This window comes from Lonsdalea quercina, assembly GCF_900107885.1.
Taxonomy (GTDB): Bacteria; Pseudomonadota; Gammaproteobacteria; order Enterobacterales; family Enterobacteriaceae; genus Lonsdalea; species Lonsdalea quercina.
In genome coordinates, this window is record NZ_FNQS01000003.1 from 205,660 (window position 1) to 229,234 (window position 23,575).

The 23,575-nt window shown below is 56.3% G+C and carries 22 protein-coding genes; 4 read left to right on the forward strand and 18 right to left on the reverse strand.

Annotated elements, in window-relative coordinates; all coding sequences use genetic code 11:
- Positions 1 to 378: 378 nt before the first annotated feature.
- Positions 379 to 834 (reverse strand): terminus macrodomain insulation protein YfbV, encoded by a 456-nt coding sequence (gene yfbV / locus BLU64_RS06155; protein ID WP_026743583.1) that lies wholly within the window; start codon positions 832 to 834, stop codon positions 379 to 381.
- A 414-nt stretch (positions 835 to 1,248) separates the two neighbouring features.
- On the opposite strand from yfbV, the gene ackA reads away from it, so the two are divergent.
- Both ackA and pta read left to right on the forward strand, forming a co-directional pair.
- Complete coding sequence (ackA, locus tag BLU64_RS06160) at positions 1,249 to 2,451, forward strand: acetate kinase (protein WP_074728127.1); 1,203 nt, start codon at positions 1,249 to 1,251, stop codon at positions 2,449 to 2,451.
- An 83-nt stretch (positions 2,452 to 2,534) separates the two neighbouring features.
- A complete protein-coding gene (gene pta / locus BLU64_RS06165; RefSeq protein ID WP_074728129.1) occupies positions 2,535 to 4,679 on the forward strand; it encodes a phosphate acetyltransferase in 2,145 nt (714 codons plus the stop codon).
- Positions 4,680 to 4,834: 155 nt separating this feature from the next.
- Here pta and yfcD read toward each other — a convergent pair whose 3' ends face one another.
- Both yfcD and yfcE read right to left on the reverse strand, forming a co-directional pair.
- A complete protein-coding gene (gene yfcD / locus BLU64_RS06170) occupies positions 4,835 to 5,446 on the reverse strand; it encodes an NUDIX hydrolase YfcD (protein ID WP_074728131.1) in 612 nt (203 codons plus the stop codon).
- Between the two features lie 195 nt (positions 5,447 to 5,641).
- Positions 5,642 to 6,193 carry a phosphodiesterase gene (gene yfcE / locus BLU64_RS06175; protein ID WP_026743580.1) on the reverse strand — a complete coding sequence of 184 codons (552 nt, stop codon included), beginning with the start codon at positions 6,191 to 6,193 and terminating at the stop codon, positions 5,642 to 5,644.
- A gap of 254 nt (positions 6,194 to 6,447) precedes the next feature.
- On the opposite strand from yfcE, the gene BLU64_RS06180 reads away from it, so the two are divergent.
- A complete protein-coding gene (locus tag BLU64_RS06180) occupies positions 6,448 to 7,353 on the forward strand; it encodes a TIGR01777 family oxidoreductase (RefSeq protein WP_026743579.1) in 906 nt (301 codons plus the stop codon).
- 21 nt (positions 7,354 to 7,374) lie between these two features.
- Here BLU64_RS06180 and hisP read toward each other — a convergent pair whose 3' ends face one another.
- The 14 genes from hisP to pdxB all read right to left on the reverse strand — a co-directional run bounded on the left by hisP (position 7,375) and on the right by pdxB (position 20,739).
- Positions 7,375 to 8,148 carry a histidine ABC transporter ATP-binding protein HisP gene (hisP, locus tag BLU64_RS06185; protein ID WP_074728133.1) on the reverse strand — a complete coding sequence of 258 codons (774 nt, stop codon included), beginning with the start codon at positions 8,146 to 8,148 and terminating at the stop codon, positions 7,375 to 7,377.
- Positions 8,149 to 8,165: 17 nt separating this feature from the next.
- Positions 8,166 to 8,882 (reverse strand): ABC transporter permease, encoded by a 717-nt coding sequence (locus BLU64_RS06190; protein ID WP_026743577.1) that lies wholly within the window; start codon positions 8,880 to 8,882, stop codon positions 8,166 to 8,168.
- Positions 8,875 to 9,564, reverse strand: coding sequence for a histidine ABC transporter permease HisQ (locus tag BLU64_RS06195; protein WP_026743576.1), 690 nt, complete (start codon positions 9,562 to 9,564; stop codon positions 8,875 to 8,877). Before BLU64_RS06195 ends, BLU64_RS06190 begins: the two co-directional genes overlap by 8 nt.
- A 69-nt stretch (positions 9,565 to 9,633) precedes the next feature.
- Positions 9,634 to 10,413, reverse strand: coding sequence for a lysine/arginine/ornithine ABC transporter substrate-binding protein ArgT (gene argT / locus BLU64_RS06200; protein WP_026743575.1), 780 nt, complete (start codon positions 10,411 to 10,413; stop codon positions 9,634 to 9,636).
- 379 nt (positions 10,414 to 10,792) lie between these two features.
- Complete coding sequence (locus BLU64_RS06205) at positions 10,793 to 11,362, reverse strand: UbiX family flavin prenyltransferase (RefSeq protein WP_026743574.1); 570 nt, start codon at positions 11,360 to 11,362, stop codon at positions 10,793 to 10,795.
- A 138-nt stretch (positions 11,363 to 11,500) separates the two neighbouring features.
- Positions 11,501 to 13,018, reverse strand: coding sequence for an amidophosphoribosyltransferase (purF, locus tag BLU64_RS06210; protein ID WP_026743573.1), 1,518 nt, complete (start codon positions 13,016 to 13,018; stop codon positions 11,501 to 11,503).
- Between the two features lie 30 nt (positions 13,019 to 13,048).
- Entirely contained in the window at positions 13,049 to 13,540 is a 492-nt protein-coding gene (gene cvpA / locus BLU64_RS06215) for a colicin V production protein (protein WP_026743572.1), read from the reverse strand.
- A gap of 241 nt (positions 13,541 to 13,781) precedes the next feature.
- The gene (dedD, locus tag BLU64_RS06220) at positions 13,782 to 14,483 is read right to left on the reverse strand and encodes a cell division protein DedD (RefSeq protein ID WP_074728135.1); all 702 of its coding nucleotides are present in this window, start codon (positions 14,481 to 14,483) and stop codon (positions 13,782 to 13,784) included.
- On the reverse strand, positions 14,473 to 15,741 hold the full coding sequence (gene folC / locus BLU64_RS06225) for a bifunctional tetrahydrofolate synthase/dihydrofolate synthase (RefSeq protein WP_026743570.1): 1,269 nt from the start codon (positions 15,739 to 15,741) through the stop codon (positions 14,473 to 14,475). Before folC ends, dedD begins: the two co-directional genes overlap by 11 nt.
- Positions 15,742 to 15,822: 81 nt before the next feature.
- Entirely contained in the window at positions 15,823 to 16,737 is a 915-nt protein-coding gene (gene accD, locus BLU64_RS06230) for an acetyl-CoA carboxylase, carboxyltransferase subunit beta (RefSeq protein WP_026743569.1), read from the reverse strand.
- A 229-nt stretch (positions 16,738 to 16,966) separates the two neighbouring features.
- On the reverse strand, positions 16,967 to 17,629 hold the full coding sequence (locus BLU64_RS06240; RefSeq protein ID WP_026743568.1) for a DedA family protein: 663 nt from the start codon (positions 17,627 to 17,629) through the stop codon (positions 16,967 to 16,969).
- A gap of 47 nt (positions 17,630 to 17,676) precedes the next feature.
- The gene (gene truA / locus BLU64_RS06245; protein WP_074728136.1) at positions 17,677 to 18,501 is read right to left on the reverse strand and encodes a tRNA pseudouridine(38-40) synthase TruA; all 825 of its coding nucleotides are present in this window, start codon (positions 18,499 to 18,501) and stop codon (positions 17,677 to 17,679) included.
- A gap of 2 nt (positions 18,502 to 18,503) precedes the next feature.
- Positions 18,504 to 19,514, reverse strand: coding sequence for an aspartate-semialdehyde dehydrogenase (locus tag BLU64_RS06250; RefSeq protein ID WP_026743566.1), 1,011 nt, complete (start codon positions 19,512 to 19,514; stop codon positions 18,504 to 18,506).
- Positions 19,515 to 19,602: 88 nt separating this feature from the next.
- Positions 19,603 to 20,739, reverse strand: a complete 1,137-nt coding sequence (gene pdxB, locus BLU64_RS06255) for a 4-phosphoerythronate dehydrogenase PdxB (protein WP_026743565.1) — start codon at positions 20,737 to 20,739, stop codon at positions 19,603 to 19,605.
- 246 nt (positions 20,740 to 20,985) lie between these two features.
- Here pdxB and flk point away from each other — a divergent pair, with 246 nt between their 5' ends.
- Positions 20,986 to 22,104, forward strand: coding sequence for a flagella biosynthesis regulator Flk (flk, locus tag BLU64_RS06260; protein WP_026743564.1), 1,119 nt, complete (start codon positions 20,986 to 20,988; stop codon positions 22,102 to 22,104).
- Between the two features lie 94 nt (positions 22,105 to 22,198).
- Here flk and fabB read toward each other — a convergent pair whose 3' ends face one another.
- The gene (gene fabB, locus BLU64_RS06265) at positions 22,199 to 23,419 is read right to left on the reverse strand and encodes a beta-ketoacyl-ACP synthase I (RefSeq protein ID WP_026743563.1); all 1,221 of its coding nucleotides are present in this window, start codon (positions 23,417 to 23,419) and stop codon (positions 22,199 to 22,201) included.
- Between the last annotated feature and the right edge of the window lie 156 nt (positions 23,420 to 23,575).

Here is a 23,575-nt window from a genome sequence, read left to right on the forward strand (position 1 = left end):
CGTGCTGACATCGAAATGCTGGTAACGCATTTCCGTCTGCACAATCAAGTGAACCGAACCCGGATGGCGGATCTCCGCCGCTGCGTTCACGCCCGGCCCCTCATTCGGCGTTCGCTGATAACGGGTGTTTGGGAGGGCATAACCTCGCACAATAATAGTCTGTAACCGCCGATAGCGCTCCGCGTTCCGGCATTGTCATGGCTTGATGTTGATTTGACAGAAATATTCGTTGGGCATTGGTTATGTCCCTGGCGCTCTTTAGAATCACCTTCCGCGGCGGGGGGGGGGGAGAACAAGAATCGCATACTCCTTGCAAAGCCGTTTTTGATTTAGCGCGGTATCGAAGGGAAATAGCGTGTGGGCAAAACGAGACCCACATCAAAGATCGTCGAGAAAGGTCTTGTCTAGCTGTTTGAAGGCGCGTTTAAGTACATCTGCCAGCATCTGATACGTCGGCTTTTCTTCGAGCGGCGCCAGAGCGAGTCCGGCTTCCAGCAGTCGTTGACGAATGTCATGAAACCACTGTAATAAGGAAGGCGGCAATGGCGTGATGGCGCGACGGCCCAGCCACCACAATCCCTGCATGGGGAGACTCAACGCGAACAGCGCGGTCGCCACCACCGGACCCAGCTGACCGCCCAGAGCGACCTGCCAGGAGAGCGTAAACACGGCGAGCGGCGGCATAAAACGAATAGCGAAAAGTGTGGTGCGTACGACGCGGTTCTCTGGAAACACCGGGGCCAAACGCTTGTCTGCAGGCCAGGTCTTCATATAATGCTGGCCCAGTTTCAGTAACTTGAACCAACCCGCTTTACCGGTAGGATTTGTCGTCATAACACACCTCAACTTCATGTATAAAAAATAAAAAAATCCGTACAAATCACCAACTAAAATTAATAAGCTTAAAATATATTTTGTGTTTAACGAACGCTATCGGTATCCTAATTCCGGCCTTTTGCCGCACTGCATATTAAGGCGTGGTGGCGGACCTCCGCCTCTGACTGGTGAGGCCAAATCCCACCCCAAGTCAGCTTTATCTTGCCCGGCAACTGCAAAGTTTCACAGCGTCGATGTCACCGTCACTCCGCATTAGGTATTAAAAGCGCCGCGCGACGTCGACACTTTATATTGTCATGTCTGGTAAATTCTACCAAGCCATGATGTTAATCATAAATGTCATCCGCGTTACGCGCTATGCTGCGCGCCGCATGATATTTCTTTAACCATGTATAACAAGTAGGTACCTCCATGTCGAGTAAGTTAGTCCTGGTTCTAAACTGTGGTAGCTCATCCCTCAAGTTTGCCATCATTGATGCCGTCAACGGGGACGAATACCTGTCTGGCCTGGCCGAATGTTTCCACCTTCCCGAAGCACGCATCAAATGGAAATTGGATGGAGGCAAACAGGAAGCCGATCTGGGTGCTGGCGCAGCTCACAGCGAAGCGCTGAACTTCATCGTCAACACCATCCTCAGCCAGAAACCAGAGCTTTCCGCTCAGCTGGTTGCTATCGGCCACCGTATCGTCCACGGCGGCGAGAAATTCACCCAGTCCGCGGTGATCGACAGCAACGTTCTGCAAGGCATTAAAGATGCTGTTCCGTTTGCGCCGCTGCACAACCCGGCTCATCTGATCGGTATCGCCGAAGCCCTGAAATCTTTCCCGAACCTGGCTAACAAGAACGTGGCCGTTTTCGACACTGCGTTCCATCAGACCATGCCGGAAGAAGCCTACCTGTATGCTCTGCCGTACAAACTGTACACCGAACATCATATCCGTCGTTACGGCGCGCACGGCACCAGCCACTTCTATGTGTCTCAGGAAGCCGCTAAAGCGTTGAACAAACCGCTGGATGAACTGAACGTCATCACCTGCCATCTGGGCAACGGCGGTTCTGTTTCCGCTATTCGCAACGGTAAATGCGTTGATACCTCCATGGGTCTGACGCCGCTGGAAGGTCTGGTGATGGGCACCCGTAGCGGCGACATCGATCCGGCTATCGTGTTCCACCTGCACGACGCGCTGGGCATGAGCATCGACGACATCAACAAAATGCTGACCAAAGAGTCTGGTCTGCAGGGTCTGACCGAAGTCACCAGCGACTGCCGTTACGTTGAAGATAACTACGAAACGAAAGCCGATGCGAAACGCGCCATGAATGTATTTTGCCACCGCCTGGCGAAATACATCGGTGCCTACAGCGCCCTGATGGAAGGCCGCCTGGACGCGGTAATCTTCACCGGCGGCATCGGTGAAAATGCGGCCATGGTTCGCGAACTGACCCTGAAACAGCTGGGCCTGCTGGGCTTCGAAATCGACCACGAGCGCAACCTGGCAGCGCGCTTCGGCAAGAGCGGCAACATCAGCAAAGATGGCAGCCGCCCGGCGCTGGTCATTCCGACCAACGAAGAGCTGGTTATCGCGCAGGACGCACTCCGCCTGACCGCGTAACCGAAAAATCAGTATCCTAACTCCGTCAGCTCAGGCTGACGGAGTTGTTTTTGAGCAACGAGCAACCGCAAAGAGGTTAAGCCGTGTCCCGTACAATCATGTTGATTCCAACTGGCACCAGTGTGGGTCTGACCAGCGTCAGCCTGGGTGTCATTCGTTCCATGGAGCAGAAAGGCGTCCGCCTGAGCTTGTTCAAACCTATTGCCCAGCCGCGTTCCGAAGATCAAGCGCTGGATCAGACCACCGCTATCATCCGCGCCAACTCTGCGATCAACGCCGCAGAACCGCTGCAAATGAGCCACGTGGAATCTCTGCTGAGCTCTAACCAGCAGGACGTTCTGCTGGAAGAGATCATCGCCCGCTACCATGAAAATACCCAAGATGCGGACGTGGTACTGGTGGAAGGTCTGGTTCCGACCCGCAAACATCAGTTCGCCAACGCGCTGAACTACGAAATCGCCAAAACGCTGAATGCGGAAATCGTCTTCGTAACCGCGTTGGGCAACGATTCCGCCGATCAATTGAAAGAGCGAATCGAATTGGCTCGCTCCAGCTTCGGCGGCAGCAAAAACCAGAACATCACCGGCGTGATCATCAATAAGCTGAACGCCCCGGTTGACGAGCAAGGCCGTACTCGCCCGGATCTGTCGGAAATTTTCGATGATTCCACCAAGGCAAACGTCGCCAACATCGATCCTAAGCAGTTGTTCGCCAACAGCCCGCTGCCGGTGCTGGGCTGCATTCCGTGGAGCTTTGAGCTGATCGCCACCCGCGCGGTGGATATGGCCAAACATTTGAACGCCCGCGTCATCAATGCCGGCGATATCGAAACACGCCGCATTAAATCCGTGACCTTCTGCGCACGCAGCATTCCCAACATGCTGGAGCACTTCCGTCCTGGCTCCCTGCTGGTGACCTCGGCAGATCGTCCCGACGTCTTGGTTGCAGCCAGCTTGGCGGCAATGAACGGCGTGGAAATCGGCGCCCTGCTGCTGACTGGCGGCTACGAAATGGACCCGAGCATCAGCGCCCTGTGCGAACGCGCATTCCAGACCGGCCTGCCTGTCTTCATGGTAGAAACCAACACCTGGCAGACCTCGCTGACGCTGCAAAGCTTCAGTCTGGAAGTGCCTGCCGACGACCACCAGCGTGTGGAAAAAGTGCAGGAGTATATCGCTCGCTTCATCAACACGGAGTGGATTGAGTCTCTGTCTGCGGCCTCTGAAGGTTCGCGCCGTCTGTCTCCGCCAGCCTTCCGTTACCAGTTGACTGAACTGGCGCGTAAAGCCGGCAAACGCATCGTTCTGCCGGAAGGCGACGAGCCGCGCACCATCAAAGCGGCAGCCATTTGTGCCGAACGTGGTATCGCTCACTGCGTCCTGCTGGGCAATCCGGAAGAGATTCAGCGTGTCGCCGCCGTTCAGGGCGTTGAACTGGGCCAGGGCATCGAAATCGTCGATCCGGCCGCCGTCCGCGAACGTTATGTTCCGCGTCTGGTCGAGCTGCGTAAAAACAAAGGCATGACCGAAGTCGTCGCCCGCGAACAGCTGGAAGACAACGTCGTGCTGGGTACGCTGATGCTGGAGCAAAACGAAGTCGACGGTCTGGTTTCCGGTGCGGTTCACACCACGGCCAACACCATCCGTCCGCCGCTGCAGCTGATCAAAACAGCGCCGGGCAGCTCTTTGGTGTCTTCCGTCTTCTTCATGCTGCTGCCGGAACAGGTTCTGGTCTATGGCGACTGCGCTATCAACCCGGATCCGACCGCTGAACAGCTGGCTGAAATCGCGATTCAGTCCGCCGACTCCGCCGCCGCCTTCGGCATTGACCCGCGTGTGGCGATGATCTCCTACTCCACCGGTAATTCCGGCGCAGGCAGCGACGTTGAGAAAGTCCGCGACGCGACTCGTATCGCTCAGGAAAAACGTCCTGACCTGATCATCGACGGTCCGTTGCAGTATGACGCCGCCATCATGGCCGACGTGGCGAAATCCAAAGCGCCGAACTCACCGGTCGCAGGTCAGGCTACCGTGTTCATCTTCCCGGATCTGAACACCGGTAACACCACCTACAAAGCCGTGCAGCGTTCCGCGGACCTGATCTCCATCGGGCCGATGTTGCAGGGTATGCGTAAGCCGGTGAACGATCTGTCTCGCGGCGCACTGGTTGACGATATCGTCTATACCGTCGCGCTGACCGCCATTCAGGCCACGCAGATCGCTCAGTAAGTTCGCATCAACCACGCAAAAAAAACGCCAGTTCTGCAATGAACTGGCGTTTTTTTATGGCTCGGCTTGGGCACAGGAAGATCGTTAGTTGGGACGGCCTGCAAAGCGCAAACTACCGCTGATTATTCGCCCGTATACAGTATTCGCGGCGCGCGTTATGCCTCGACCGTCGCGTCCGACTCGCCGTCGTCCGTCTTCATGGTCTTCTCCACCGGTGATTTCGTCGTACGCGGGGCGGACGCCATACGTTCACCGGCCGTATTACGACTGAGCCAGAGCGACAGCGCCTTCAGTGAGTCTGGCGTGAACTCGTCGCAACGCGCCGTGATCTCTTCCGGCGTCGACCAGCTCACTTCTGCGACCTCTTCTTCCTGTAGCGCGAATGGGCCATGACTGACGCAACTGAACAACGCGCCCCATACGCGGCAGTCTTCGCTTTCGTAGTAAAACAACCCATGCTCAGCCAGCGGTACTCCGGCAATGCCCAGCTCTTCCTCGGCTTCGCGGCGGGCAGATTCCAGCATATTTTCACCGCTTTGCACCACGCCGCCCGCCGTGGCATCCAGCCATCCCGGATAAAAATCCTTGGTGTCCGTACGACGCTGCACCAGGACCTGTCCCATTCCGTTGTGAACGACGATGTAGGTCGCGCGATGGCGCAGACGTTGAGCGCGCATCTGTTGGCGGCTAGCCTGCCCGATGACTTCGTTATCTTCGCTAACGATATCCACCCACTCTGTACCCGTGGTCTGAATTTGTTCCGCCATCCTCTGAAACCCTTGCCTTGACGCGATATCACGCGCACTTGTTATTAAATAGTCGGCCCCGGCTGCTTTTCACGAGATCTTTCGATACGCGCATTATTTTTCTTACAGCCAGGCATGAAATCACGGTCTGGTCTCTACAGCACACATTGACGAGGTACTGACGCCACCACGACCTTCAAGAAGCGTAAAGCTAAGTTAGTGTGTAATCGTCACCTGCGCAATAGGGTCCCCCCCATCCAATGGCACAACCTGCAACACCCCTCCGTCCAACAGGCCGTAGCTGGCTGGGTAACCGCCTTTTGGCAGGCTGACGGAACCGGGATTAAAGCAGTAGATCTCGTCGCGACGTTCCGCCAGAGGAATATGCGTATGGCCGTAGGTCAGCACATCGCCGTGATTTAATGGCGGCTGCTGGTCTGGATTATACAGATGTCCGTGAGTCAGGAAGAGTCGGTTCGTCGGCAATAGCACTTGCTGCCAGGGCGCGGTGATAGGGAAATGCAGCAGCATCTGATCGACTTCGCTGTCGCAGTTACCGCGCACGGCGATGATACGGGCCGCGTACTCATTGAGACGTGCGGCCACCTGCGCCGGTTGATAATTTTCCGGCAACGGGTTGCGTGGGCCGTGATTCAGAAAATCGCCCAGTAGTATCAACCAGCGGGCTTCAGATTGTTCGAAAGTTTCCAGCACTTTTTCCGTGGCGGCCAGCGAGCCATGCAGATCGGAGGCAAACATCAGTTTCATAGTGAACTCCCAAAGGATCGTAAACTGTTCTACCGATGAGTTTACCAAAAACCCCCACGATGCTTAGCGGCTAATAACGGCAAAGTTTGTCGATTCACTCGCTCTTCACCCCGACAGCATGAAAAGCGTGCGATGAGCTTCGCTAAATTGGCGACCACGGCAGCAAAAAGAGCATGGTCCCTTATACTTATTGTTAGTTTATCTTTTGTGGGTTACGGCGATGATCTCATTTCGACATGCAGCGAGGCTTTAGGATGCGACTTTTAATCACAGGCGGAACCGGACTCATCGGCCGGTACCTGATTCAGCGGCTACTGGCGCTCTCACATACCATTACCGTGCTGACCCGCAGTCCGGAAAAAGCGCGCGGCGCCTTAGGCGATCAGGTCAATTACTGGCCCAGTCTGGAAGGCAAAACGTCTTTGGATGAATTCGATGCCGTCATCAATCTGGCTGGCGCGCCGATTGCCGACAAGCGTTGGACGCCCGAACAGAAAGAGCTGCTCTGCCAAAGCCGCTGGAAACTGACCGAGCAGTTGGCGATGCTGATTAAGAACAGCGCGACGCCCCCTTCAGTCCTGATTTCCGGCTCAGCCGTGGGTTTTTACGGCAATCAGGGACAGGCTCTGGTGACCGAGGATGAAACCCCGCACGATGAGTTTACTCACCGACTGTGCGCCCGTTGGGAAGCATTGGCTCAGGCGGCTGAAAGCGACAAAACACGCGTCTGCCTGGTGCGCACGGGCATCGTCCTGTCCACCGAGGGCGGAGCGCTGGCGAAAATGCTGCCGATTTTCCGATTGGGATTGGGTGGGCCGATGGGATCCGGCAAACAGTACATGGCCTGGATTCATATCGACGATATGGTGAACGGTATTCTTTATTTGCTGGAGTCTCCCGAGTTACGCGGCCCTTTCAACTTCTGCTCGCCCTACCCGGCGCGAAACGAGAAGTTCAGCGCGATCCTGGCTCATGTGCTGCATCGGCCGGGCATACTGCGCGCGCCGGCTTTCGCGCTGAAGCTGATGATGGGAGAAGCGGCGACGCTAATCCTCGACGGGCAACGCGCCGTTCCCCAGCGTCTGGAAAGCGCCGGCTTCGGTTTCCGCTTCTTCGAGCTGGATGAAGCGCTCGATAATCTGATCAACCATACCGGCTGAAAGCACAGCCGACGAACGCGGCTACTTCAACGCGCCTGACAAAAACTGCCTCAGGCGCGGACTTTGCGGGTTGCCGAACAGTTTCTCCGGCGTCCCCTCTTCTTCCACAACGCCCTGATGCAGGAATATAACGTGGTTTGAGACGTGGCGTGCAAACTCCATTTCATGCGTCACCACCACCATCGTTTTCCCCTCTTCCGCTAGTTGCTGCATGATGCGCAACACTTCGCCCACCAGTTCGGGATCCAGCGCCGATGTCGGCTCATCAAACAGCAGCACGTCCGGCTCCATCGCCAACGCGCGGGCGATAGACACGCGCTGCTGCTGTCCGCCGGAAAGGTCGGCCGGATAGCGATCCTGCGACGCGCCGCTAATTCCCACTTTATTCAAATAAAACTCCGCCCGTTGCCGGGCTTCGGCCTTGCTTAGCCCCAGCACCTGTATGGGCGCTTCCATGACATTTTCCCGGGCCGTCATAAAGCTCCACAGGTTGAAATGCTGGAACACCATGGTTAAGCGCGTCCGCAGTAGCTGGAGTTGTTTTTTATCGAATATTTTCAGTTGACCGTCTTTATCGCGCACCATCCGGATTTCCTGTCCATTGACATGAATGGACCCTTCATAGGGCCGTTCGAGGAAATTGATGCAGCGCAGCAGCGTGCTTTTGCCCGACCCCGATGAGCCGATAATTGAAATAACGTCACCCGCCCTGGCCTGTAATGAGATTCCTTTCAGTACTTCGTGCTCCCCATAGCGCTTATGGAGTTCTGTGACCACCAGTTTGGTGTCCTGCATGTTCTTTTCCTGCATGATTAGTGTGTGGCGCGGGTATGAAGATGACGTAACCAGCGACGTTCCGCTCTGCGGAACAAGCCAATCAGCACGAACGAAATCGCGAGATACATGACGGCCGCGATGCCGAAGGCGTAAAACGGCTGATAGGTGGCGGCATTGATGTCGCGGGCGATTTTCAGAATGTCCGGCACCGTCACGGTGAAAGCCAGCGCCGTTGAGTGCAGCATTAAAATTACTTCATTGCTGTAAGCTGGCAGCGCGATGCGCAGTGCGCCGGGCAAAATAATGCAGCGATATTGCTTGAAGCGGGAAAAACCGTAGGCCCGCGCCGCCTCGACTTCGCCGCTGGGAATAGAGCGAATGGCGCCCGCGAAAATCTCGGTGGTATAAGCGCAGGTGTTCAGCGCCAGCGCCAGAACGGCGCAGTTCATGCCACTACGGAAAAACGCGTTCAGCATGTCCGTTCCGCGAACGATTTCCAGGCTGTAAACCCCGGTGTAGAACACCAGCAGCTGCACATACAGCGGCGTGCCGCGGAAGATGTAGGTAAAGGTCCAGACCGGCAGCCAAAAACGTCGCCGTGGCGATACGCGTGCGATCGCCAGCGGAATAGCCATGGCGCCGCCGATAACGACCGAGATAATCAGCAGCCACAGCGTCATCGCCAGCCCGGTCATTCGATAACCGTCGCTCCACAGCAAGGACTGCCAGTATTGTTGCAGGATCTCACTCATAATTAACTTTTTTCACTCCCTGCGAATAGCGTCTTTCTAACCACCACAGCACGCCATTGGAGACAGTGGTAAAAATCAGGTACATCACCCCCGCCACCATCGCAAAGTAGAACGGCTGATGCGTCCCCTTTCCTGCCAGTTGCGTCGCTTTGATGACATCGTTGAGCCCCAGCAGGGAGACCAGCGCCGTGGCTTTGAGAATCACCTGCCAGTTGTTGCCGATCCCCGGCAGCGCAAAGCGCATCATCGACGGGAACATAATGCGTCGAAAGACCTGCAGCGGCGTGAAGCCGAAGGCCACGGCCGCCTCAATCTCTCCGCGCGAAACGGCGAGATAAGCGCCGCGAAACGTCTCGGTAAAATAGGCGCCGTAGATAAAGCCCAGCGTTATGATACCGGCCGCCATCGGATCGATATCGATTTGCGACATGCCTATAATTTCCGTCAGGTCGTTCAACACAATCTGCAATCCGTAGAAAATCAGCAGCATCAAAACCAGATCGGGGATACCGCGAATCAAGGTGGTATAGCCGGTGAACACGCCCGAGAGCAGCCGGCGGGAGGAAAGTTTGGCGCTGGCGCCGACCAGACCGATTGCCAGCGACAGCAGCAACGAGCAGACGGCCAGTTGCAACGTCAGGCGCGAACCCTCAATGATGAGTTCAGAGTAGCCATGCAGCATCAGTGATATCCGTTCTAGAGAAAGCAGACCATCTGCCTGCATCACAGGCAGACGTCGTATCAGCGGCGATTAGTCGCCATAAACATTGAAATCGAAATATTTCTTCGCCAGCGTGTCGTAGGTTCCGTCTTTGCGCATAGATTCGAAAGCCTTGTCCAACGCGGCTTTCAGTTCAGTTTCATCTTTGCGCAACCCCATGCCGGTGCCAACACCGAACAGCGCATCGTCTTTCACCGCCGGTCCGGCAAACGCATAGTCTTTACCCGCGTCCTGTTTCAGGAAGCCTTCGCTGGCGGCGACTTCATCCTGGAACGCGGCATCGATACGTCCCGCCACCAGATCGGCGTAGATCAGATCCTGATTTTGGTAAGCCACGACATCCACGCCCTTCGGCTGCCAGTGAACGTTAGCGTAGGATTCCTGGGTGGAAGCCTGCAAAACGCCGACGCGTTTACCGCGCAGAGCGTCCAACGTAGGCTGAATCGGAGACCCTTTGGCGGCGATCAGGCGCGCATTAGCAGCATAGAGTTTTTCGGTGAACGCGATTTCCTGCAGACGCTTTTGCGTAATAGAGAGTGAAGAGATGATGGCGTCAATTTTCTTCGCCTTTAGCGACGGGATCAGTGAATCAAAGTCGCTTTCAACGAACGTACACTTGGCTTCCATGCGCTTGCACATCTCTTTAGCCAGATCGATATCGAATCCGATCAGTTCGCCGCGGGCGTTTTTGGATTCAAACGGCGCATAAGTGGGATCGGTGCCGATTTTGATCTCCTTCGGGATGGCCGCGAAGGCGGAGCCTGCCGCTAAGATTAACGCCAAAGGTAAAAACTTTAAGCCGCTTTTCATCAAGTTACCCTTATCACCAGTGATAGAACATCGGCACGAACAATTGGATTTGAATGCTTTTTAATCACCAACGCTAGCGTGCCCGTCATGTGCGTAGTACAGGCTTCACCTCTGCAGTTTTCATGCCAGTTTAGCGAGAGGGTCCGGGAGCGCCGCGACGGGCTTCACCCGCGGTTTTCTACTTCTATAATCAATTGATTACCAGTGGTGTACCGTCAGATTGGACAGGGAAAAAATGAAGGGAAAAATAACTCGCACCATAACAAAGCAGATAATCGCACCGAAACAGAGCAATGCCACATAAGAAGGCATGGCGGGTCTCTACTTCGGCTGAGGCGTCATATGCTTATTGCCCGTTTTCTGTTTGTAAATTAACCAGTTAAGCACTCCCCCAGCGGGTAAACAGATCTTCAGGCAGGCAAATATCGAATTGATCGAGCACACGATTGACAGTCTGATCGATGATTTCTTGCACAGTTTGCGGGCGATGATAAAACGCAGGCACCGGCGGCATAATCACCGCGCCCATTTCGGCTGCCGTGGTCATCAATCGCAGATGGCCCAAATGCAATGGCGTTTCTCGTACGCACAGCACGATAGGACGCCGCTCTTTCAGCATCACGTCCGCTGAGCGGGTCAGCAGACTATCGGTGTAGCTGTGGGCTATGCCGGACAGCGTTTTGATCGAGCACGGCAAAATCGCCATACCGGCGGTTTTAAAAGAACCGGAAGAAATGCTGGCGGCGATGTCGCGGCAATCGTGCACCTCATCCGCCAATGACTGAACGTCGCGCACGCTGAGATCGGTTTCCAGAGCCAGCGTCTGCCGTGCGGCCTGGCTCATCACCAGATGGGTTTCTATTTCGTCCAACGGCTGCAGCACCTGTAACAGGCGTACGCCGTAAATCACCCCACTGGCGCCGGAAATACCAATAATCAGTCGCTTCATACCCTTCCTTAAACAGGATAGACCTGCATTCACCTCGTCAGCGCAGACTGTGCCGCATCCGTCCATGATTGGCAAGATGCAAAAATAAAGGGAGTACCGATAGGCACTCCCTTACTGGAGAAAACGTCAAGCGTTCCGTCAGCCTTCGTTATGCATCTCCAGATCTTCGACTTCACTTTTACTGCGCAACACCTGAGCATCGTCGTTACGCAGACCTTCAAGATAGTCCAGATAGCCCTGATCCACATCATGCGTGACATAAATGCCGTTAAAGACGGAGCATTCGAATTGGGTGATATCCGGATTGTCGTCCCGAACGGCCTCAACCAGATCTGATAGATCCTGGAAAATCAGGGCGTCGGCGCCGATAAGCTCGCAGATCTCCTCCACTTCTCTTCCGTGGGCGATCAGCTCATTGACGCTCGGCATATCGATGCCGTAAACGTTCGGGAAGCGAATTTCCGGCGCGGCGGACGCGAGATAGACGCGTTTGGCGCCAGCATCCCTTGCCATCTCGACAATCTGCTGTGAGGTAGTGCCTCGCACGATGGAGTCATCCACCAGCAGCACGTTTTTATCACGGAATTCAGCGCGGTTGGCATTCAGCTTACGACGCACAGATTTCACCCGCGTCTCCTGTCCCGGCATGATAAACGTGCGCCCGACATAGCGGTTTTTCACAAAGCCCTGACGATAAGGCTTATCGATGATGCGGGCGATTTCCAGCGCGATATCGCACGAGGTTTCGGGAATAGGAATGACCACGTCGATATCCAGATCGTCCCAGCAGCGCGCGATTTTTTCGCCCAACTTCTGCCCCATGCGCACACGGGCGCTGTAGACCGAAATTTTGTCGATAAACGAGTCGGGTCGCGCGAAATAAACATACTCGAACAGGCACGGATGATGTCTTGGATTTTCCGCGCACTGGCGGGTGTAAAGTTGGCCTTTATCCGTGATGTAAATCGCTTCGCCTGGCGCTACATCGCGCAGAAACTCAAAGCCCAGCGTATCCAGCGCCACGCTCTCGGACGCCACCATATATTCGTTGCGCCCGTCTTCCAGCGTGCGTTTACCGATGACCAGCGGACGGATCCCGTTAGGGTCGCGGAAAGCCACCAAGCCGTGTCCGATAATCATACTGACGCAGGCATAGGCGCCGCGGATTTGCTGATGCATCGCGGCAACGGCGGCGAAGATGTTGTCAGGCTCCAGCGGATAGTGCTGAAAGCGGTCCAGCTCTTTGGCGAAAATGTTGAGAAGAATTTCCGAATCAGACGTCGTATTGACGTGGCGGCGGCCCTGCTCAAACAACTTCTGACGCAGCTCGTGCGCATTGGTCAGATTGCCGTTGTGGGCCAGCGTAATTCCGAAAGGAGAGTTGACGTAAAAAGGCTGCGCTTCGGAGGCGCTGGAACTGCCCGCCGTGGGATAACGCACATGGCCGAGCCCCATATTCCCCTGCAGGCGCTGCATGTGCCGTGCTTCAAAAACGTCTTTGACCAGACCGTTTGCCTTACGCAGGCGAAAACAGTGATGAGCATCTATCGTTACGATGCCTGCGGCATCCTGCCCACGGTGTTGTAACACCGTTAACGCGTCATAAATCGACTGGTTGACCGGCGTGACGCCGGCGATACCGACAATACCGCACATGTTGTCTTTTCCTCATCAGCGCTACCGCGACTAGATGTGCCGCGGCAAGAAACTCGACGTGCTTTGCAGGTAGTCAAAGAACCACCTGATGATATAGCTGAACTGCGGGATCAACTGGGACTGTTTCCAGTCAACGCTCTGGGAAAACCCGGTGAAGGTGTCCAGAAAGAACAAGATTGCAGAGACAATCAAGACCCCGCGCAGGGCGCCAAAGCAAACGCCCAGCACACGATCGGTACCCGACAGCCCGGTTCGCTCAACCAGAGAACCTATCGCATAGTTGACGATGGCTCCCACAATCAACGTCGCAAGAAACAGAATGGCGATAGCGATGCCGTTGCGAACCAGTTCATCTTCAAAGCGGGTGAAGTACCCTGCCAGATAGCCATAGTAGTGACTGGCAATGAAAAACGCACATCCCCAGGTCACCAGTGAGAGCGCTTCACGGACAAATCCTCGAATCAAACTGACCAGAGCCGAGAACCCAATAATGCCGATAATGACGTAATCCACCCAAACCATGAACTATCCTACTCAATGAACAATAACCAACGACCTACGCGGCTCATCCTGTTCGCGGCGCATTCTAACAGAAAAAGAAAACGTTTGCGTACCGGAATCCCGCGCGAAATGTGTCAATCAATCGGCCAACTGAAAAACCGCTGACGGGCCATGAAGATACCGAAAAAAGGCGATGGCGTCGGTTTTACCCGCAATGCCCACCGCCATCCAGGGATTTTCACGACGTCGTCCCGAATTAGTATTAGTGCGCTGCTTTTACCTGTCCGCTTAGCCCGCTGATCTGCTGCAATTCGCTCAACGAGGACTGTAGCTTCTGCTTAGAGGCATCTGGCCCCACATAAATGCGGGTAATTTGCCCGGAGACGGGCGAAGACGGCACCGTGTAAGCACGGAACCCCGAAAGTCTCAGCTTGGCGACAATCTCATTCACCTTGTCCGCATTTTTCAATGCGCCCAGCTGCACGATAAAAGCCTGCCCTGCCGGGGCCTGCGGCGCGGCTGCCGGTTTACTCTCCGCCGGCCGCGGAGCGGGTTTGACCTCTGGCTTCGGCTTGGGTTTCGGCTCCGCTTTCACCGGAGGCGGAACCACCGGGCTAGACGGTGGCGCGGAAGGCCGGGCGGCAGAAGTCGGCGGCGTGGCATTCTGAGGCGCCGCGGTATCTGGAGCGCTATCGACCGCCCGATCGGCGCTCTCCATCTCTTCACCGCCCTCTTCCCCATCGGGCGCCGTCGCACTGTCCGGAGACTGCGGCGTCAGCGACTGAGTGATCGGCGGCAGCGACTCCGCTTCCAGCGTGTCTTCCGGCTTCGGCACCAAAGGAATGGCGGCAAACTCGTCCTGATAGTGTTTTTTCTTGCCGTCCAACAGGCCCGGCAGCACGATGACGCCCAGCGCGACCAAAATGACGGTGCCGACCAGACGGTTTTGAAATTTACTTGCCATCCACAACTCCTTCTTCAAGCGCGGACATCACATGCGCTACCGTATGAAAGGAGCCGCACACCACAACCACGTCGCGTTCATCGGCGTCCTGCATCGCCGCTCGCCAGGCGGAGACCACATCGGGATACGAACGGCTGCTATCGAGATGTTGAACAAGCAAATCCGCGCTGGCGCCGCGCGGTCCTTCCAGCGGCGCGCAATACCAGACATCTACCTGCGGCTTGAGCTGTTCCAGCGTACTGACGATATCTTTGTCGGACAGCATGCCGACAACGGCGCGGACGACGCCGTGAGGAGGCAACGCCGCCAAGCGTTCGGACAGGTAAGCAGCCGCGTGCGGGTTGTGCGCCACATCCAGAATCAGCAAGGGCTTGTCGCCGACAATCTGGAAACGCCCCGGCAAGGCCGCGTCCCGCAGGCCGTCGCGAAGAGCGCGTTCATCCACCTTGAGCGGCGAGGCATTCAGCGCGGCAAGCGCCGTGGCGGCATTCGGCAGCGGCACATTCGTCATGGGCAGATGGCTCAGATGTCCCTCTGCGTTTTCCCAGAACCAGCCGTCCGCGTCCACCCCGTAGCGCCAGTCGACATCGCGACGCAGCAGCCGAGCGCCTTTTTCATTCGCGACGTCTGCAATCGAGGCGGGCATATCCGGCTCGCCGACAACGGCCGGTTTGCCGTGACGAAAGATCCCCGCTTTTTCTCGACCAATGCTTTCGCGATCGTGACCCAGCCAGTCGGTGTGATCGATGGCGATGCTGGTCACGACAGCAACGTCCGAGTCCACGATGTTGGTCGCGTCCAGACGACCGCCCAAACCGACTTCAAGGATCACGACGTCCAACTGCGCCTGCTTGAAAAGCTGTAACGCCGCCAGCGTGCCGTATTCGAAATAGGTCAAAGAGACGTTATTGCGCCCAGCTTCCACCACGGCAAACGCTTCGCTGTGCATCGCTTCCGGCAATGACTTGCCCTGGATGCGAACGCGCTCGGTGTAGCGTAATAGATGAGGCGAGCTGTAGACGCCCACCCGCAGCCCCGCGGCCAACAGAATGGACTCCAGCGTACGGCAAGTGGTGCCTTTCCCGTTGGTGCCTGCGACGGTGAAGACGGTGTTGGCGGGCTGGCGCAATTGAAGAGAGTCGGCCACCTGTGTGATGCGGTCCAGACCAAGATCGATGGCCTGCGTGTGCAGGTGTTCCAGATAATAAAGCCACGTGGCCAAAGGCGACGTGGCTTTAGGTGTTTGAAGGTTATCCATGAGACCCGCTCGCTTACTTACGGTTCATTGATACAGGGAGCGACGGAGCACGTCGCAACCGCGCTCCCCGTACGTCATCGGTTAGGCTTCATCCTGTGATTCAGACGAAGCGGTCGGCCGCGGCTCTTCCACTTCAGGCTGCGGTTCCGGATGGTTCGTCAGCTTGGCGAGGATCGTAGCCAGCTTGTAACGCATCTCAGGGCGACGAATGATCATATCGATCGCGCCTTTTTCCACCAGAAACTCGCTGCGCTGGAAGCCCGGCGGCAGTTTCTCGCGTACCGTCTGTTCGATAACACGCGGACCGGCGAAACCAATCAGCGCTTTTGGCTCGGCGATGTTCAGATCGCCCAGCATCGCCAGACTGGCGGATACGCCGCCCATCGTCGGGTCCGTCATTACGGAGATATAAGGCAGACCGCGTTCGCGCAGTTTGGCCAGTGCCGCACTGGTTTTCGCCATCTGCATCAGCGACATCAGCGCTTCCTGCATACGGGCGCCGCCGCTGGCGGAGAAGCAGACCAGCGGACAGTTATCTTCTAACGCTTGCTCCACCGCACGCACAAAGCGCGCACCGACCACCGACGCCATCGAGCCTCCCATGAAGGAGAATTCGAAAGCCGCGCCCACGACGGGCATGCCGTAGAGGGTGCCTTTCATGACGACCATGGCATCTTTCTCGCCGGACTGCTTCTGTGCCGCAGCCAAACGATCTTTATACTTTTTGGAGTCGCGGAACTTCAGGACATCCTTGGGTTCCAGTTCACTGCCGAGTTCAACCGTGTTTTCTGTATCCAGAAAAGCGTGAAGACGAGCACGAGCGGATAACCGCATATGGTGGTCACATTTCGGACACACTTCCAAATTACGTTCCAACTCAGCGCGGTAAAGTACTTGACCGCAACTATCACATTTAGTCCAGACGCCTTCGGGGATGTTGGCCCGACGAGTCGGTGTGATATGACTTTTATTTAGAATTCGTTCAATCCAGCTCATTGATAACCTTTCTGCTTGAACCTGGCCACAGGCCAGTACGCTGCTCAGCGTTCATAATGTTCTGCTGACGCAGCCGACAAAGCGATGCCTCATCCGCCAAGGGCAGGATACGACATGGGCATTTATAGCGGTTCACGTGAACATAGCCGTAAGTGCCGCCCATTAAACCATAATGACCCGATACTGTGGATAAAAAACTGGTCACACCGAATGTTAAAATAATTTTTGCTTATTTCACATTCTGACGTGTCGCCGACCGTTTGTGACGCCAAAATTCAATCACGCCCGGCAGGATAGAAACAAAGATAATACCCACAATCAGGAGTTTAAGATTGTCCTGCACAATCGGCAAATCCCCAAACAGGTAGCCGGCGTAGGTAAACAGCAACACCCACAGCAGTGCGCCCGCAACATTGAAGAGGGCAAAATGCCGATAGGTCATATGCCCCATCCCCGCCACAAACGGCGCGAATGTTCTCACAATCGGCACGAATCGCGCCAGAATAATTGTTTTGCCGCCGTGACGGGCATAAAACTCGTGAGTCTTGTCCAGATAACTGCGACGGAAAATCCGGGAATTTGGATTACGGAACAATCGTTCACCGAACAGCCGCCCGATGGTGTAATTGACCGCATCGCCCAGGATTGCCGCGATGACCATCAGTACGACCATCAGATGGACATCCAGAACGCTGCCCGGCAATGCCGCCAGCGCGCCAGCGACGAACAGCAGAGAGTCGCCGGGCAGGAACGGCGTCACCACCAGCCCCGTTTCACAGAACAAAATCAGAAATAGGATCGCATAAATCCAAACGCCGTATTGCGCGACCAGCTCGGCCAGGTGCACATCGATATGCAGAATAAAATCAATAATAAAGTGTATAAATTCCATTATGTTACCTATCATCAGACCGCGCAGTTCGGCGAACGGCAGCGTCGTTAGTCATCGAGTAAAAACAGCGGTCCCATCGGGACGGACGGCAGCCCGAATGACTCGGGATAGTCGACGTCCACCAAATACAGTCCATCGGCCTTGGCCGTCGCGGCGGCCAGCTTACGATCTTTGGCCGCCAGCAAGTCCGCCATCCAGCTTTCAGGCTGATTTCCGCACCCAACTTCCATCAAACTGCCCACAATGTTGCGCACCATATGGTGCACAAAGGCATTGGCCTTGATATCTACCACAATGTAAGCGCCGTGCCGCGTTACCTTTAAATGTTTTACATTTCGCCATGGCGTACGCGACTGACACTGCACCGCTCGGAAAGAGGTGAAATCATTCTCTCCCAGCAGACACTGCCCCGCGCGTTCCATGCGCTCGGCGTCGAGAGGATGATAAAAATGCGTCATGCCATGCGACAAAATAGCCGGGCGGTAGCGGTGGTTGTAGATCAGATAGCGATAGCGACGGGCGGTGGCGCTGAAGCGAGCATGAAATTCATCATCCACCGTCTTGACCCAGCGAACGGCGATATCCGGCGGCAGATGGGTGTTGACGCCCATCGTCCAAGCCGCGTCTTTACGGACGGCGTGCGTGGTGAAATGCACCACCTGACCGGTGGCATGCACCCCCGCATCGGTGCGCCCCGCACAGAACACGGTAATCGGCTCATCCGCGACCTGAGACAGCGCCGTTTCCAGACACTGCTGGACGCTATCCACCTCCGCCTGACGCTGGTAGCCATAATAACGACTGCCGTCATATTCAATTCCCAGGGCAATTTTCAGCGGCGCCACGTCTTCCGCAACCTGCAACGCTGTCATGATTACCCCAGATGCTCCTCAATCAGGAGTTCGGCCGTTTCAACAGCCATCAACGCGCCGCCGAAGCGAACGTTATCCGCCACAGACCAGAACTGCAGCAGCTCCGGGATGCCGTAATCGTTGCGCAGGCAGCCCACGCTCAACTGTCCGTTTCCGGACGCATCATCGACCTGCGTCGGGTAATCGTCGTCATCGCTGATGGCGACGTCATCCGACTGCAGCAGCTCCTCGCGGGCTTCCTCGGCGGAGAGCGGACGCATGCCTTCCATATGCACCACCTGCGCATGGCCGTAGAAGACCGGCGACTGAACACAGTTGACCGCAATCGGCAGACCGTCATCTTGCAGGACTTTACGCACCTGTTCGACCAGTCGACGCTCCTGCATGACGCTGCCTTCGCTATCCGGCAGCAGCGGCAGCAGGTTGAACGCCAGCTGTTTCGGGAACATCCCGGCTTCCGGCGGCATGCCATTCAGCAGACGAGCGCTTTGTCCCGCCAGATCGTCAACCGCCGCTTTACCACGCGCAGAAACCGACAGCAGACTGGTGACGTGCAGGCGGGAAAGTCCGGCCTGTTCCGTCAACGGCTTCACCGCTTTCAGCAGCTGGCTGGTCAGGCTATCCGCCACGGCAACGAGATTGCGATTGCGATAATCAGCCAGCACGTGGGAATTCACGCCCGGAACAACCAGAGGGACATCCGGCTCCTGCGCAAACAACCCGCTGCTGTCGATAACCAGGCAGCCCGAGTTACCCGCCTCGTCCGCATAGCGGGCGCTGGCCTCGGCGCCCGCGACGAAAAAGGCCAACTGCGCCTGCGACCAGTCAAACTCCGCCGCATCCGTCACCAGACAAGAGCGACCATTGAAACGAAGGGTCTCCCCTGCGCTATGCTCGCTCGCCAGCGGATAGATCTCTCCCACTGGAAATTCACGTTCCTGCAATAGCTCCAGCAACGCGGTGCCGACGGCGCCGGTTGCGCCCAGCAGCGCTATATTCCAGCCATTGGTCATTTGGTTCTTCTCCCCAAATTTTTCATAACACAGGCCAGGCGACAGCGACATCGCCTGGACAAAAAAGGATTATTAACGAATAAAACGATCAGTTATCGCCCTGAAAGACGGCGCTGAAGCCCAGTTGGTTCAACAGCTCTGCGCTCTCGCGATCGGCACAAACCACCTGAAGTGACGACCATTCTCGGCGCTCCTGGTAGGTTTTACGCAGTCGATCGAACCCACCGCTCATGTGGGCGACGCCTCGCAGCATCGCATCATCGCGACGCACGTCGTAAACCAGATGAATCAGGCGTTTGAGCAGCGATTCATCCAGCGGTTGAGTCAGACTGACGGAAGTCACCTCAGGCGTAGGTAGTAGCGACGACAGCGCCACCTGCTGCGGCCGACCGATAAAGCGGCTCCAGGCTTCAAAGACCTGCGTTGTACCACGCGCTTTGCCTTCCAGCGTATAACCGGCGATGTGCGACGTGCCGATATCCACCCGGTCCAGCAGCGCCGTCGATAGCTCGGGTTCCGGCTCCCAGACATCCAGTATCACGCTGAGAGATTTACCGTGCTGCAACGCCTCAAGCAAAGCTACGTTGTCGACCACCGGCCCACGGCAGGCGTTGATCAGTATCGCGCCTTCGGCCAGCGAATCCAGCAAATCCGCATCCACGCTGTGATAGGTCTTGTAGGGGCCGTCTTTATACAACGGCGTGTGAAACGTCAGCACGTCGGCCTGCGCCGCGACCTCTTCCAACGAAAGAAAATTTTCCTTATCGCCGCGTTCTGCGCGCGGGGGATCGCACAACAACGTACGGACGCCCCAGGCCTTTAGCCTGGCATTGAGGCGCGAACCCACGTTGCCCACGCCGATAATGCCGACGGTGCGATCGCGCAACTGGAAGCCATCACGCTCAGCCAATCCCAGCAGTGCTGAAAAAACATACTCAACCACGGCGATGGCGTTACAACCCGGCGCGGCAGAGAAAGCAATGCCGGCCTGCTGCAAAAAGGGTTCGTCGACATGGTCGGTGCCCGCCGTCGCCGAACCGACGAACTTCACCGATTTTCCCGTCAATAAGTCTGCATTGACCTTGGTGACCGAACGCACCATCAGCGCATCGGCATCCTTCAACGCATCCTGCGGCAGCGGTCGTCCCGGTACGGTAGTGACGTCGCCCAGGCGGCTGAACAGCTCGCGGGCATAAGGCATATTTTCATCAACAAGGATTTTCACGTTACGTTTCCTGAAAGGCGTATGTCGTAGAGCGCACGGCAGCGGCGAAAACAGGGGCGTTATTCTGCCACAAACCGGCGATAGGGAACACTGGCGAATCGCCCGACTTGCCGCACCGTATGACAGAAATTTTGCGTCAAACGCCCTACCCGACTACCCGTTACGGATCCGGGTTGTTATCATAACGTTCAACTATTCTTTCTGTTATCCCACTTCGAACAGAAACCGCACGGTAAGGATCGTGTTATGCAGCCCGTGAACAGCCCCGGCACGTCTTTGCCCGGCGACCGCAACATTGATTCTACGCCGCTGAAAACCGGCGGAACGGCGCGCGAAGACGCACCATTGACGCCCGCGCAGCGCACATCGCTGGAGCGGCTTATCACGAAGATCATGTCGTTAAGTTCGCTCAAGTCGGCTGAAATCTGGGCCGGTATGCGTCACGACATCGGTTTGAAAAGCGGCGCCGAAATTTTGTCAGGTCATTTCCCTGCCGCAGAACAGGCGCTGCAAACCCGGCTGACCTCCGTGCAGAATACCTTAGGCACCCGCCAACTGTTGCAGCAGCTCACCGAACTACTGTCGCAAGGCAATAACCGTCAGGCAGTGAGCGACTTTATACGCCAACAGTTCGGCCACACCGTGCTGAGTTCATTGAGTGGCAATCAGCTACAGCAGGTTGTCTCGCTGTTGCAAAACGGCCAGTTGCCCCAACCAAGCCCATCGTCGCCGCCCGGCGCGTTTCCGCCGTCCGCGCAGCCTTCGTCCACCGAGCCACAGCCCGGCGCGCTGCCGCAAACCAGCGCCCCGCTGGACCGTCGCCTGCTACCCGCGGAGCAAAACAGCCTGAATCAATTGATCACCCGGCTGACGACGCTCACCGGCGAATCGCCCGCCAAGGTGCTGCTGGCACTGATGGATATTCAGGGGCTGAAACCCCAGGACGCCATTCCCGCCAAAAACTTCCCGCTGCTGAGCCAACTGCTGCAAACGCAGGTCGCCATGATGCAGAATCATACGTCGCCTACCCTGGCGGCGTTGCAGCCGGCGCTCAAGCAGCCGATGGATGCCGAGGAACAACAAATGGTGCAGGATTACGCGCAGTCTCGCTTTAACGCCGGGATGCAGACCCCATTGACGCCAGTGCAGATTGCCGATGTCGTCACATTCCTCTATAGCAAACGCCTACAGCAGATACAGGAAAAAGAGGCGGCAACGGCAGGATCGACGCCTGCGCCGGTTCCCATCTACGGCCCCTTTATCTCCGCCCTCCCCCCTCAACTGCGGCCGCTATTCAGCCGTCCGCGCGGCGTACTAATTTTATGCGCGCTGTGTGTGATCGTTTTGCTGTGGATACTGCTCTAATCCCGAAGCGGTTAGCGCAAAAAAAGAGGGGAGATGCGTCAATCAGGCGAGAAAAAAACAACCGGGGCTGAACGCCCCGGTTGTCGTATAACGCTTACTGCTTGTATTTGCTCATAACCAGCACGGCATTAGTACCGCCGAAACCGAAACCGTTAGACATCACGGTGTTCAGCTCACGTTCGGTCGGTTCGGTGATGATGTTCATCCCTTCGCCCTGCTCATCCAGCGTTTCGATGTTGATGCTCGGCGCGATGAAGTTGTGCTCCAGCATCAGCAACGTATAGATCGCTTCCTGGACGCCCGCAGCCCCCAGTGAATGACCCGTCATCGCTTTCGTTGCGGAGATTGCTGGCGTGTTGTTGCCGAACACTTCACGGATCGCGCCCAGTTCCTTCACATCACCGACCGGCGTTGAAGTCCCGTGGGTGTTGATGTAATCGATAGAACCTTCAACATCCTGCATGGCGATTTTCATGCAGCGCACTGCGCCTTCGCCAGACGGGGCCACCATGTCTGCGCCATCGGACGTTGCGCCGTAGCCCACGACTTCGGCATAGATGTGCGCGCCGCGCGCCAGCGCGTGTTCCAGCTCTTCCACGACAACCATACCGCCGCCGCCGGCAATAACGAAACCATCACGGTTCGCGTCATAAGTGCGGGAAGCTTTTTCCGGCGTGTCGTTGTATTTGGTGGACAGCGCGCCCATCGCATCAAACTCACAGGACAGTTCCCAGCTCAGCTCTTCGCCGCCGCCAGCGAACACGATGTCCTGTTTGCCCATCTGGATCTGCTCAACGGCGTTGCCGATGCAATGTGCGGATGTAGCGCACGCGGAGCTGATGGAGTAGTTGATGCCGTGGATCTTGAACGGTGTGGCCAGGCAGGCGGAAACGCCGGAACCCATCGCCTTGGTCACCACATAGGGACCGACGGCTTTCACGCCGCGCGGGCCGCGCATGGCATCGGCGCCCATCACCTGGTAATGTGGAGAACCACCGCCGGAACCGGCGATCAGACCTACACGCGGGTTATTCTGATAAACCTCTTCGGACAACCCCGCATCCTTCACCGCCTGCTCCATAGAGAGGAAAGCATAAATGGCGGCATCATTCATGAAACGCACGATCTTACGGTCAATCAGGCCAGTCGTGTCCAGTTTAACATTGCCCCAGACGTGACTACGCATGCCAGCATCTTTCATCTCTTGAGAAAAGGTGATTCCTGAACGTCCCTCACGCAGAGATGCAAGAACTTCCTCTTGGTTATTACCGATGCTAGATACGATCCCAAGACCTGTAATCACTGCACGTTTCATTCAATACCTCATTCGTTTGTATAAGCATTTAGGATACTGCGAAGCACTTTAGCTTACACTTGTAAGCTGAACAAGTCCGATCTGCCTAACTTTGCACAAATTTGCACACAAAGGGGCTGACCGTTAAACTTCCGCCACTACCTGAATTATGAGTGA